8 protein-coding genes are annotated in these 13,646 nt (G+C 67.1%); 2 read left to right on the forward strand and 6 right to left on the reverse strand.

The window, feature by feature from the left end:
- Nucleotides 1-54: 54 nt before the first annotated feature.
- Genes A9W99_RS02100 through eccA form a run of 5 tightly spaced genes read right to left on the reverse strand, consistent with a single transcriptional unit; the run spans nt 55 to nt 9,371 of the window.
- Nucleotides 55-1,584, reverse strand: a complete 1,530-nt coding sequence (locus A9W99_RS02100) for a PPE family protein (RefSeq protein WP_156622907.1) — start codon at nt 1,582-1,584, stop codon at nt 55-57.
- Between the two features lie 2 nt (nt 1,585-1,586).
- Complete coding sequence (locus A9W99_RS02105) at nt 1,587-1,895, reverse strand: PE family protein (protein ID WP_067373466.1); 309 nt, start codon at nt 1,893-1,895, stop codon at nt 1,587-1,589.
- A 35-nt stretch (nt 1,896-1,930) separates the two neighbouring features.
- Nucleotides 1,931-5,911 (reverse strand): type VII secretion protein EccCa, encoded by a 3,981-nt coding sequence (gene eccCa, locus A9W99_RS02110; RefSeq protein WP_067372684.1) that lies wholly within the window; start codon nt 5,909-5,911, stop codon nt 1,931-1,933.
- Nucleotides 5,908-7,533, reverse strand: coding sequence for a type VII secretion protein EccB (eccB, locus tag A9W99_RS02115; protein ID WP_067372687.1), 1,626 nt, complete (start codon nt 7,531-7,533; stop codon nt 5,908-5,910). The genes eccCa and eccB overlap by 4 nt, the downstream gene beginning before the upstream one ends.
- Nucleotides 7,530-9,371, reverse strand: a complete 1,842-nt coding sequence (gene eccA / locus A9W99_RS02120) for a type VII secretion AAA-ATPase EccA (RefSeq protein ID WP_067372690.1) — start codon at nt 9,369-9,371, stop codon at nt 7,530-7,532. Before eccA ends, eccB begins: the two co-directional genes overlap by 4 nt.
- 339 nt (nt 9,372-9,710) lie before the next feature.
- On the opposite strand from eccA, the gene A9W99_RS02125 reads away from it, so the two are divergent.
- Nucleotides 9,711-10,619, forward strand: a complete 909-nt coding sequence (locus A9W99_RS02125; RefSeq protein WP_067372693.1) for a class I SAM-dependent methyltransferase — start codon at nt 9,711-9,713, stop codon at nt 10,617-10,619.
- 44 nt (nt 10,620-10,663) lie between these two features.
- Entirely contained in the window at nt 10,664-11,383 is a 720-nt protein-coding gene (locus A9W99_RS02130; RefSeq protein ID WP_067372696.1) for a DUF2275 domain-containing protein, read from the forward strand.
- Nucleotides 11,384-11,389: 6 nt separating this feature from the next.
- On the opposite strand, the gene A9W99_RS02135 is transcribed toward A9W99_RS02130, so the two are convergent.
- On the reverse strand, nt 11,390-13,633 hold the full coding sequence (locus A9W99_RS02135) for a cation-translocating P-type ATPase (RefSeq protein WP_067373469.1): 2,244 nt from the start codon (nt 13,631-13,633) through the stop codon (nt 11,390-11,392).
- Nucleotides 13,634-13,646: the final 13 nt, after the last annotated feature.

Genomic DNA, 13,646 nt, shown 5'->3' on the forward strand with positions numbered 1-13,646 from the left:
CTCCCTTCGGGTTTCGATTGATCACCAGCTTGTTGAGAACTCTTTGGCTAACTGTCAGGTCCCCCCTTCCCGGGCTGATCCGGACCCGTCGGGGCCACTGGCACCGGACGGGTCAGATTGCCAAGTTCCAGGCACCATCGGCATCTTCGGGCCGCCGCCGAATTCATCGCCGTCCAGCATGGTCAGCCCCGCCGCCTGGGCAGCGCTGTCTTTGCGCGCGGTGCCGACGAACCCCAGCGGTCCGGCGCCCTGGTTCGATGCGCCCGCGCCGAAGTCTGGGACGACGCCGATGTCGGAATCCATGTCCAAAAACTCGTCGCTGTGGTCGTGCATCGCTGCGCGACGGCGCCGGCGCGCCCGCGCGTCGGCCCGAATCGGCGCCGCCGCACCGGCCGCGGGAATGGTCGACGCGGGTGATTTGATGCCACCGCGACCGCCCAATGTCGGACCTACATCGGGACCCCAATCATCAACGGCGCCAATGGCATAGAGAAAACTCGGCGCAGCTGGAACCGGCGCCGGAGCAGCACTGGCGGGCACCCCGGACGCCGTGCCGGATGCCGGTGCTCCGGATGCACTTGCCGCCGTCGAGGAGATTCCGGGAACCGCGGCGGGCTGCTGCTGACTGACACCGCCCGAAACCGGCGTCGGCTCCACCGGTGTGCCGTCTGGAACGGCGTCAAAGTCGAGCGGGTCCAACGAAAGCAGATTCGTCAGCCCGACGATGACTAGAGGTATCCACAGGGGTGCACTCAGCATGACCCCCCAGGTGAAAGATCCGACCGGCACCCAGAACGCCTCGTATGCGACAAACAAGAGCAGGGGCGCCCAGGTAACGAGCGCCGCCGAAGGGTTGGTCAGGAAGTCGCTCAGCATCTGCTGAAGCGACTGAAGGGGATTGGAGAGGAAGTTCTCGAGCTGCTTGATGAGGTTTTGCAGCCATTGGGAAATGCTGTCCGAACTGTCAAGCGACGAACCGGCATTGGTGGCTTGCGCGCTCGCCGCTGCCTGGTTCAGATCGGCCGCCGGTTGCGCCTCGCCACCGGGGGCCAGCACCATCGGCGCCGGCATGGTACGCGGCGCCGAGGCCAATGCCGCACCGGCCGTGGCCTGGTAAACACCCATGGTGGTGGCGGCCTGCAGCCACATCCGCACGTAGTCGGCCTCGTTCACGGCGATCGGAATGGTGTTGATCCCAAAGAAATTCGTCGCCACCAACACACCGTGAACGACATGGTTGGTGGCCAGCTCCGGCAGTGTCGGCATGGCCGCCAGGGCAGCCGTGTAGGCCGTCGCGGCAACCTCGTGCTGGGCCGCTACGCCTGCGGCGTTTGCGCTCGCCTGCATCAACCAGGCCAGGTATGGCGTGTGCGCGGCGAAATACCGCTCGGCACTGGGTCCCTGCCAAGCCCCCGCTTGTACCGCCCCTAGGTGCCCACTGAGTTCTGCTGCCGCAGAGGCGTATTCGGTGCTGAGCGAGGTCCATGCCCCGGCGGCCGCCAATAGCGACCCCGGTCCAGGACCAGCGCTCAGCAACGCCGAATGCACCTCCGGCGGTGACGCGAGCCAAATGGGCGCACTCACATTCAGCCGCCCGCGATCCCATAGGTAGCGGCGGCCGCGGCATCACCGGCCAGATAGCTGGCGCCGGATTCGCCGACGCCCACACCGGCGCGGCCCAGCTCTTCCACGCCTTGAGCGGCGACGGCGGAATGCTCCTCGCCCTGGGCACTGAATCCGACGGCGGTCTGCAAGGACACCGGATCGATCGCGGGCGGCACCACCGCCGTGATCAACGGAGCCGCGGCCGCGTGCGCTGCCGCCAACCGGGCCGTCAGCGCCTCGACCGCAGCACTCGCGCCGGCCAGGCCCTCGGGAACCACTCGCAACGTCATGACATCCACTCCTTACTGTTGCGTTTCACCAGAAATCAACGGGCCATCCCCTCAATCCCCTCGCCGACCAAGGGGTTGACCAGTTGCACATATGTCGGGGTATCACTGTCGCCCAACAGAATCGCGCGTCCAGCCGGCAGCCGGCCGAACCGCTGACCGCGGATCTTGCCGCTGTCCGCCGGGTTGCCCGCCAGCATCAAGGTGGTCGCCTGCAGGTCGTTGAAACGGCGCAGCAACGGGTTGGTCATCAGGACGTGCCCAGATCCGGTGGCGCGTCCGGTGACGATCACCCGCAACCCCAAATCAGCAGCCTGGCTTAGTAATCCGAGCAGCGGGGTCCACGGACGCTGGCCGATGTAAGGACCGCTGATCGCCGGTGAATCCGGTATCTGGTCGACATCGTCGATGATCAGGTAGTGCGTGTGCCCGGTGTACGTCCAGCGGGACAGCTCGGGCGCTGACATGCCCGCCGGTGGGCGCCGCGATTCGATGAGGTTGGCCAGGCCGATCATCGCCGGGGTGATCCGGTCGACGTTGGCGTTGTATTCGTTGTCCGGAAACAGCGGCTCGTCAACCAGGTGCAGCCGGCGATCCAGCACAGTGAAAGCTACCCGGTCAGCCGAGGAGTGTTCTCGGATGGTTCGGATGATGTGCCGCAGCAAGGTGGTCTTACCGGACTTGCTGTCGCCGAACACCATCAGCAACGGATTTTCGGAGAAGTCGATTGCGACGGGCGCGAGATCCTCTTCGCGCTGGCCGATCACGACTTGCTCCGGCCGGGGGTACAGGACCCCGACGGCTTCCGGTGACAGGTTGGTGGGCAGCAACCGCACCGGCGGCGCGGCCATGTCCGGGTAGCGCGCATTGATCGCGGGAATTTGGTCCAGTCCCGGAGTTGCGATCAGGAAATGCTCGGCGGCCATCGTCAGACCGCGGCCCGGCTGGTCGGGCGGGACGGCGTCGGCCGGCCGGCGCAGGGCCCCCACCACCCGCACGTTGCTGTCGCGCGCGTCGTGCAGCTTGAGCTCGAGCCGCAACCCGAGGCCGTCGCGCATCGCCAACGGCACCTCCAGCCAGCTCGGGGTGGTGATGATCACGTGTATGCCGTACGCCATCCCGACGTTCACCAGCTCGGTCACCTTGGCCAGCAACGGGTTTCGGGTGTTGAACTGGTCGGTGTTGTCACGGCCGAACGCATAGAGGTTGTCGATGACCAGGAAGACCTCGCCGAAGCCGTCGTCGGGCGCGGAGCCGTTCCCGTGACCGTTACGGCCATGTCGCGGTCGCTCGCGGAACGCCTCGCGCTGCTGGCGCGACAGCAGCAACTGCTCCAGCTCACCGAAAGTGCGGCGGATCCGCTCGGGTTCCAGCGCCGACGCCACGCTGCCGACGTGCGCCAGGTCCTCCAGGGCGCGTAGCTGGCCGCCGCCGTAGTCCAGGCAGTAGAACGTGACGTCGCGCGGCGAGTGCAGGGTTGCGGCCGACAGGATGAATGTCTGCAGCGCAGTCGATTTGCCGGATTTGGGTCCGCCGTGAATCACCATGTTCCCAGCCGACGACGTGGCGTCGAAGATCAGCGGGTCGCGGCGCATTTCGAATGGCTTGTCGATTTCACCGATGGGCCAGCGCCATTGACGTTCCGGCACCCCGGCCCGGGCCAGCACGCTGGGCAGCGGGATCGGATCGTCGAGCGGGGGCAGCCACAGCTGCGGCGCCTGCGGGCCGTAGCGCGCCAGCTGTTCTCCGATGGTCGCGATCAACTTGCGCGGCGGGCCGGCCGACTCGTCGTCTTCACCACCGGTTATCACCGTGCCCTGATCCGTCGGCACCGCAGCCGCGGTGAACAGCTTGGGCTCTGGAACAGATTGCACCACAAGGGTTTTAGCGGCCTGCGGCGGTTCGTAGATCCCGTCGACATAGGTACTGCGAAACTTGATCGGCGTGGCACCGGGCGCGGGCACCAGGAAACCCACTCCCTTGTGCTCTTTGCCGGATTCGATGTGGTAGGCGTCCTCCACGCCGATGATCTGGCGGGAAACGCTGGGGCTAGCCACTTTCAACCCGATCCGGTAAGAGGTGTTCTTGTCGATGTCCTTGATCTTGCCGACATCCAGCGTCTGGGAAGCGAACAAGATATGGATGCGGAACGAGCGGCCCTTGCGGGCAACGTAGTCGAACAACTCCGCGTACTCGGGGTGATCGGCGAGCATCAGGGTGAACTCGTCGGCGACCACGAACAGTGTCGGGATGGGGGCTAAGTCATGTCCTGCCGCCGCCGCGCTCTCGTATTCGGTCACCGAATTGAACGCGCTGCCCTGAATCCGGCGGCCGGCTTCGCGCAGCAGCACCTCACGGCGTGCCACCTCACCGCGCAGCGTGTCGGCGAACCGGTCGGCCAGCGACTTCTTCTCGGCCATGTTGGAGATAACCGCGACGACTTGCGGGAAGTTGCGGAAGCTGTCGGCTCCGGCCTCACCCTTGAAGTCCGCGTAGATCACGATCAGCCGCTCAGCCGAGTGAGTCGTCAACAGCGACAACAGAATCGACATCAGGGTCTGGGATTTCCCCGAACCCGTCATACCGATCATCAAGCCGTGCGGGCCCATGCCGCCCTCGGCCTCATCCTTGAGGTCGAAGATCAGCGGTTCCCCGGTGGCGGTGACGCCGATCGGAACCCGCAATTCGTCGTCCCGGTGGCGCGGCGCCCACAGCGTGGGGACATCCAGGCGGGACGCGTCGGGGATGCCGAGCAGCGTGGTGAAGCTGGCGCCACGGGTACCCGCCGAACGCAGGCCGGCGTGGGTGGGGTTGGAATCCCACCTGGACAGCCGGCGGGCCAAATGCGCGGCATCCTCGACGCCGAGTTGGTCCGCGTCGTCGATGTACGGTTGCCAGCCGCCGGTCTGCCAGCGCTCGATCGCGCCGTCGGCGATGCGCAGGATCGGCCGTTCCGGGTCCGAATACTGTTCGCGGTGCGGCGGTGTGGCCGAGCAGTGCACGATGGTGACCCCGGAACGGGCGACCGCCAGCTGCGAAGCATCCAGGTCGTACTCGGAATCGTCGACGACGATCAACAGGTGCCGCAGCGCGTCGGCGACCTCGCCGACGAACGCCGGGCGGTCGGTCAGGGTCGCGCCCATCAGGGAGACCAGCTCGTCGGGATCGCTGGTCAGGTAGCGGGCCGGACCCACCCCGTCAATCTGTCCGGGAATGTCGACGTGGGGCAGCCACTTCAGCCAGGACCAATCGTCGCCCTCTACGTCGCGTGTGGCCAGCGCCACCCCGAGCACCGTCGGGTCGTGCCAGGTCACTGCTTGGGCTATCCAGGCACGTAGCGCGGCGCGCACCTCTGCGGGATCACCGAGAACGGTGACCCGGGAGACTTTCGTCAAATCGATTCCGGTCGGCACATCGTGGACGGTGCGCTGGGCGTCGAGCAGGCTGCGTAATGCACTGTGCGCCACCGGTTCCAGGTCGATCTCGTCGGCGGTGTCCTGCACCCGCAGCGGGGCCGCCAGCGGCGCCGAATGCCGTCCGGCCCGCAACACCAGGAAGTCGGGGTCGTGCGGATCGCGCTCCCACTGCCGGCGTGAGCCGGGCACGGCCGTGAGCGCCGCGGGTTCGGGATGTGACCACTCCGCGGCCGCGCGTTGCTCCGAGGCCTGAGTGCGGATGTTGTCCCGGACCACGGAGAGGTACCGCAGATAGTCGGCCCGCTCGGCATCGACCTCTTCGGTGCGCATCTTCTTGTCGTTGCCGCGGTACAGCCCGGTGGCGGCCAGCAGCAGCACGAAGGGGAAGAACAGCGTCTGCGGGGAGATCAGCCGCATCCCGGTGGCGACCAGCGCCACGATCATGCCGACGATCAGGATCACGATCAGATACGGCATGGCGCGTCGCAGGAACGACGGCGGAATCACTCGCGGCAGCTCGGGAGGCGCCTCGATGGTGATGGTGCCCTTGCGGGTCTTCGGTGGCGGCAGCCGCCGGCGGGCCTCGAAAATCAGTCTGCTCATCGGGGCTCTCCTTGAGCCTCGGCTGGGCGGCCGGGCTTGGTGTCGGGCGCCAGGCCGTCGTGTGCCAGCAGCGCGTCGGCGCGGGACAGCGTCGGACCGTTCGCGAAAAGGGACAGGATCGACCACGGCACGGCGAGCGGCGGGTTGCTCAGACCAAGGGCCTCAACGGTTTTGGAGCGTCCGGAGGTGCCCGTTCCTACTTCGGTGTCGATGCCGTAGCGCACCCCGGTGTCGGACACCCAGAACAGCGAACCGGTGGGCGGTGCAGCGGTCCCGCCACCGACGGTCTGGGTGAAGTAGCCCGTTCCGGGTGCCAGGGCGACTCGGGCAGCGGCCCCGGGCGCGCCGGCGCTGACCAGATCTAGGGTACGTATCCCGTCAGACACCGGCAGCGCCGAACCGGACAGCAGGCGCAATGCGCTGGTGGCGGCACCCGCGGGTTTGCTCCAGTACGCACACGTCACCGGGTCATGCCCGGAGTCGACCAACGTGACCCGCTGCGCCGGGTAGCGCGCGGTGTCCAGCATCCGCGACACCGGTAGCTTGGCGACCTCGTCCGCACCGAGCCGCGGCGGCTGTTGCAGACCATACGAATTGGCGTTACGCAGGATCGCGGCGAGCACCGGCGAGATCGGCTGCAGGCCGTCCGGCAGCACCGCGTAATAGGTGTCGGAAGCGTGTTGGCCCACGCTGTAGGCGACCACCACCGCCCCGATGGGCGCCGGCACCGGGAAGCTTGCCGGGTTACCGGCGTTCGGGATGGGCGGGGCGGCCAGCGGCGGCGCCTCCGGAATGGCGTTGAACAGGCCCGCGGCGATGGGCCGCGGTGCGGGCAGGTCGGTGCCGAGACCCAAGGCGTTGGTGACCGCGTGGTCGGCGACGTCGATCTGGCTGCGCTTGCCCTCCCAGAGCAGCCAGGTGCCGCTGCCGCGGTCACCGGAGAAGTCGACCAGGACGACCTGGTCGGAGCTCAGGGCGCCGGCTCGCGCGCCGTGGCTGTCGGGCGGGCCGGCGATCACGGTGACGCCGGTGCTGTGGCCGGCGCGTCCGCCCTGCACGGGTCCGCTGATCGTGTCGCATACCGTCCAGTTCGCGTCCTTGACGGTGGTTTGCACCATCCGTTCCGGCGCTCCCGGGATGCCGATCAGGTTGCCACGCGGAAAGCGGTCCAGCTCAGTGCTTTTCACTGTGGTCGGATTGTCCGGCTTACCAGCGATCAGCCGAGCCGAGGTCAGGTTCAGCACCGGATGCAGTTGGTCGCCGACCCGCACGTAGAGCGCCGCGGTCGAGCGATCGGCCAGGATGGCATTGTTGCCCACCGTGCCATTGGGCCGGATCAGGGAGAAGACGAAACAGGCCGCCAGTCCGGTGATCAGGATGAGCGCACCCATCAGCACCGCGCGCGACTGGGTGCGTAGCGGGTCGACGAGCATCCGGGTGTCGTGCAACGCGATACCCGAGGCGATGCGGCGCATCACGAACCGCCACCCGCTCACCTGATGGCGGGTGACGAAGCCGCGACGGTAGACCACCGCGTCGGGATTGTCGTTCACCGGCGTGCGGGAGGTGAAGGAGCGCCGTTCTCCATCCTCGGAGTCCCAGTCCCGTTCGCGCCGCGTCATGCCGGCACCGAAAGACCCAGACCACGCAGGAGCGGGTCGACCGACTTGGCCACGTCTTCGGCGGTGACCGTCATCAGCTCCTCGTCGCTGAACTCGCCAGATCCGGCATGTTCAGAGTGGTCCAGCCGGAATTCACGTTCCTCCTCCGAGCGTTCGACGATGTTTCGGACGAACCGGCCGTTGCCCGCGATGTCCAGGCTGCGCCGCGAAATACCATTCGCATCGGGCGTCGACGATGCGGCCAACTTGGAGAACAGAACCTCCAGATTTTCCAGTGCCGCCGGTTCGAAGACGCTGTCGCGCTGCTCGGCCATCTTGTGCGCGATCTCGACCAGCTCCGACGACGAGTACGACGGGAAGTCGATGTTGCGAGTGAAGCGCGAGCGCAAGCCTTCGTTGGTGTCCAGGAACTTGTCCAGATCGGCGCGATACCCGGCGATGATGACCACCAGCCGGTCGCGGTCGTTTTCCATGCGGGCCAGCAAGGTGTCGATCGCGACCAGACCGAAGTCGTTCTTGGCTCCGGTGGCCACCAACGCGTAGGCCTCGTCCAGGAACAGCACCCCGTCCAGCGCGCTGTCGATGATGGCGTTGGTCTTGGCCTCGGTCTCGCCGATGTGCTGGCCGATCAGGTCGGCGCGATGTACTTCTCTGATGTTCTCTCGCTTCAACAGGCCCAGGCCGCAATAGATTTTGGCGACGACGCGGGCGATGGTGGTCTTGCCGGTCCCGGGCGGTCCGGCGAAGACCAGGTGGTGGGCGCGCTGGGCGACCGCGAGCCCCCGCTGCTTGCGGACCAGCTCCATGGCCACCGAACTCTTCAGCCGCGATACCTGGTTCTTGACCTCTTCCAAGCCGATGAATTCGGCCAGCTGGCATTCGGCTTCGTGGAGCAGCGCGGCCTTGCGTTCGTGGGCCGCGGGGTCGACGAAGTCGTCGGCACTCGGCTCGGTGGCGGGATCCCACGGGTCGGTGCGAGCTTCGATCCGCGCCGCGGTGGTGGTCACGATCCCGAAGCTGGTGTCGGACAGCGCCTGCTCGATCTGCTCGTTCTCCGGATGCGCGGCGTAGAGATCCTGCAGAACCTCGCTGGCCGACTCCTCGTCGACGTGAGCTCGCAGTACCAGTGCCTTCGCCAGCGCGCCGTCCACCGCCGCTACCGGCACGGGCCCGTCGGGCTCTTCGAGATACGACAGCGCCGGGGCGAACATGCCCAGCCGGGCCAACGCGGTGCCCAGCGTGATTTTGGCTGCGTGCGAGTAGGCCGCGTCGAGATCGGGGTCGTTGACGATCGGCGTCAGCAGCTTGACGACGTCCGACCAGCGCTCGGTGCGGTAGTTGAGCACGACGGCGGCCCACCGGGCCTCCCGCCAGCTCGGGCGGCGCTCGGTGATGTCGGTGATCAGCTGATGGGCCTCGGCGTATTGACCGGCCGAGGTCAGCGCCGCGGCATAGGCGAGGTGGAAGTCGTCAGGATCGGTGGCCCGGAACTGCAAGTACATTCCGGTGTCGTAGCGGAAGCCCAGAATGCCGGGCGCCAGCTCCACCTTGCGTTGCAGCGTGCCTGCCGTCGGAGCGGTGCGGGAAACCGCTTCCAGCACCCGCATTGACACGTCACCGGAGGCGGCGAGGCCAATCCACGCGTCGCATTGGTCGTGAGCGATTCGGGTGAGGGCGGTGAAACCGGACCTGGCGGCGGCCAGGTCGGCTGGACGCTGGCGGTCGTAGATCGTGATGCCGAGCGCGCGACAGCACGTAGCAAATCTGCTGACGATGTCCCCGTCTACCCGAGAAATGCCTGGCTGAGCGGCAAGCACGCCAGTGTCACCGCGTTCCACGGCCGCTTCGTCTCCCGTATGTTGCGAAACCTAACCTAACCTGCCTGAAGTTAGCATTACCTAAGCTGCTTGTCGAGCAGTGGGGTCCCGGCTGCATCACGCCCCTACTCCCGGTCTCTAATCCCGGCTTTGTGCTGCTGGCCAAGGCGTTTCGCACCATCACCGGCTCCCCTCCTTGTTGTCGCTGGCCGCACATGCCGCGCCATGATCCGTCAACTTAATGAATATGATTTTCATTATCAACTGCGTCGCCCGTGGCGCACCTCTATAAGAGTCGGATCGACCCGTCCCGGAGTTCCACAAGCAGGCAGCCGATCGCCCGGCGGTACTGTCGGTTGCGTGCGTAGTGAAGGCGATACCTGGGACATCACAACGAGTGTCGGTTCAACCGCGTTGTTCGTGGCGACCGCGCGAGCGCTGGAAGCGCAGAAGCCCGACCCGCTGGCAGTCGACCTTTATGCGGAGCTTTTCTGCCGCGCCGTGGGCGGTCCCGCCGCCGACGTTCTCGACGGCAAGCTTCCCGACCACACGCTCAAGACCGACGACTTCGGCGAGCATTTCGTCAACTTCCAGGGCGCCCGCACCAAATACTTCGACGAATATTTCCGCCGTGCCGCCGACGCCGGGGTACGTCAGGTGGTGGTGCTGGCGGCCGGACTGGACTCTCGCGCCTATCGGCTGCCATGGCCGGACGGAACCACGATCTTCGAATTGGACCGTCCCCAGGTCCTCGAGTTCAAGCGTGAGGTGCTCGACGGGCACGGCGCCCAACCGCGTGCCGAACGCCGCGAGATCGCCGTCGACCTGCGGGAGGACTGGCCCCAAGCTCTGCGCGACAACGGTTTCGACGCAGCTCGGCCGTCGGCGTGGATTGCCGAAGGCCTGCTGATCTATCTCCCGGCAACCGCGCAGGAACAGCTATTCACCGGGATCGACAGCCTGGCCGCGCCGGGCAGCCATGTCGCGGTCGAGGACGGCGCGCCGCTGGATCAGAACGAGTTCGAATCGAAGGTGGAAGAGGAGCGCGCCGCGATGGCCTCGGGTGCCGAGGATCGCGCATTTTTCCAGCTGGTCTACAACGAACGGCACGCACCGGCCACCGAATTTTTCGCCCAGCGGGGCTGGACGGCGGTCGGGACTCCGTTGGCCGACTACCTGCACTCGGTCGGCCGGCCAGTGCCGGCGCCGGAGACCGAATCCGGGCCGATGATCGCGCGTAACACCCTGGTCAGTGCCGTCAAAGAATGAACTGATCCTTTAGTTCGGTGGCGGACTGAATTATCTTGGCGGCTGTGGACTGTGACATCGCCCGCGAGGCGCTGTCCGCGCGGCTGGACGGTGAGCGCGAACCTGTGCCGTCGGCTCGTGTCGACGAGCATCTGGCGTCGTGCCGGCAGTGCCGGGCGTGGTACGCCGATGCGCAGGGTTGGACTCTGCAGCTGCGCAGCATGGCCGATTACGGGCGCGGGTCGGCCGAGGTGGCACCCGACGCCTCCGAGACAGCAGGCGATTGGATGAAATGGATCCGATCGCATTGGTTGCGAATGGCCCTGGCATTGGTCGGCGTCGTCCAAATCGCGCTTGCCGTCGCACAGATCGGTGGCGCCGACTTCGGCATGGTGGCCGGCCACGGGACCGCGCACAGCGCGATGAGCGGCGCACATCTGCTCAACGAGTCCACCGCCTGGTCGTTGGCGCTGGGCGCCGCAATGGTGGTTGCGGCGCTCTGGCGGACGACGCTGCCGGGCGTGACGTGCATCCTGACCGCTTTCACCGTGGTCCTGGCCTGCTATGAGTTCAGCGACGGCCTGTCGGAGCGGGTGACCGGGGGCCGATCGCTCAGTCATCTTCCGGTGGTAATCGCCACCGTGCTGGCTTTGCTGCTGTGGCGTCGCGGCGGACCGGATACAACCTCGTCGAACGCCCGGATGGACGACATCGTGTTGCCGGACAACGCGAGCCGCGGGCGGCGACGCGGACATCTGCGGTCCGCCGACGACTCGGCGGCCTGATCCCACTTACTGAAACTTGCGCAACCGCAAGCTGTTCGACACCACAATGAGCGACGAGAACGCCATCGCGGCGCTGGCGATCAGCGGATTGAGCAGACCCGCGGCCGCGATCGGTATCGCGAATAGGTTGTAGCCGAACGCCCAGAACATATTCACCCGGATGGTGCGAACCGTCGCGTGGGCCAAATCGAGAGCTTGGGGTACCAGGTGCAGGTTGTCGCGAACCAAGACCACGTCGGCGGCGCCTATCGCCACGTCTGTGCCACGACCGATAGCCAGGCCGAGATCGGCGCATGCCAAGGCGGGCCCGTCGTTGATTCCGTCACCGACCATGGCGACCACCCGCCCGCGGTCACGGAGTTGTTCGATGACGTCGACCTTCCCTTCCGGAAGCAACTCCGCGATCACCTCTTCGATACCGACCTGAGCGGCGATCGCCTGCGCGTTGACGGCACTGCCACCCGTGAGAAGCACCGCGCTCAGGCCGCGCTGATGCAGCGCGGCGACGGCACCGGCAGCGGACTCCTTCACCACGTCGGCAACCGCGATCACCCCGCACAACTGATCGTCGACCGAGACGAAAACCACTGTCTCACCGCGTGATTCGCAGTCGCACCGGGCCGTGCGGAGGTCCGCGCCAACGTTTCCGGACCGGGCGACCCACCCCGGCCTGCCCACCTTCACCCGGCGTCCCTCGACCGTGCCCACCACGCCGTTTCCCGGGATGGCCCGGAAGTCTGCGACTGCCAGCGACCCTGTCGACCGGTCACCGGAGCCGGCGATGGCCAGTCCGACGGGGTGTTCCGACGCGGACTCCACCGCGGCCGCCCAGGCGAGTACGTCGCCGCGGTCCCAGCCCGCCGCGGTGGTCACCGAGGTCAATGTGAGCCGGCCCGTCGTCAGGGTGCCGGTTTTGTCGAATGCGATGGTGTCGATCCTGCGGCTGGCTTCCAGCGCGACCTGGCCTTTGAAGAAGATGCCCAACTGCGCGCCCCGGCCGGAGGCCACCATCAAAGCGGTCGGCGTCGCCAGTCCCAGGGTGCACGGGCACGCGACCAGCAGAACTGACAGGGCTGCCGACACCGTGTGATCGGCACTGCCGCCGACGATCAGCCAGGCCACCGCGGTGACGGCGCCGATGGCCAGCACGGCGGGCACAAACACCGCGGCGACACGATCGGCCAGGCGTTGGGCCTCACCCCGGCCCGTCTGCGCCTCTTCCACCAGCCGCACCATGCCGGCGAACTGGGTATCGGGGCCGACCGCAGCGGCTTCGACCACCAACCGGCCGTTGAGGGCCACGGTGCCGCCGATCACGGTGCTGCCGGGACCGGCCTGCACGGGGCTGGGTTCGCCCGTCATCGCGCTCATGTCGATCGCGGCCTCGCCCTCGACCACCAGGCCGTCCGCGGCGATGCGCTGGCCCGGGCGCACCACGAACCGCTGCTGCTCGCTGAGTTCGTCGGCGGGGATCACCACCTCGGCCCCGTCGGGCAGCAGCACCGATACCTCCGCCGGGCTCAGGGCCGCCAGCGCCCGCAATGCTTCTCCCGCTTTCGATTCCGCTCGGGCTTCGAAGTACCGTCCGGCGAGGACGAATACGGTGACGCCGGCGGCGACTCCCAGGTAAACGGAATCGCTGCCCATGATCGCCCGCCACGCGCCGTCGGACGCATGGACGTTGCTGGTGAAGAAAATCCGGTACAGCGACCACCCGGTTGCCGCGAGGATCCCGATGGAGATCAGCGTTTCCATGCTGGCGTTGCCGTGCCGCAGGTTCGTGGCGGCCACCTTGTGGAACGGCCATGCCGCCCAGGTGACTATCGGGGCAGCCAGCGCGATGAGCAGCCATCCCCATCCGGCGAACCGGCTGTGCGGCGACAGCGCGAACAGCACGGACAAGCCGGCCAACGGCGCGAACAACGTTGCGGCGAACACGAGCCGGCGCAACAGGCCGCGGGCACGCTCGGCCGCGGGATCGTCGGCTGACGGCGTCGTTCCCGGGCGGGGCCTTGCGCGGTAGCCGGATTCTGCGACGATCGCGCACAGCGATTCGACACTGACGGTGTCCGTGTCGATGGTGGCCGTCCTGGTCGCGAAGTTCACCGAGGCGTGGACCCCGTCGACGTTGTTCAGCGCGCGGTGCACGGTGTTGGCGCAGGCCGCACACGTCATGCCCAGCACTTCGAGCTCGAGGCGGTGTGCCCGCGAGCTTTCCGGACCTTGTGCGATGGCTGACGGCACGCTCATCTTCCTCGACGCG

Source organism: Mycobacterium sp. 1164966.3 (assembly GCF_001665395.1).
Classification (GTDB): domain Bacteria; phylum Actinomycetota; class Actinomycetes; order Mycobacteriales; family Mycobacteriaceae; genus Mycobacterium.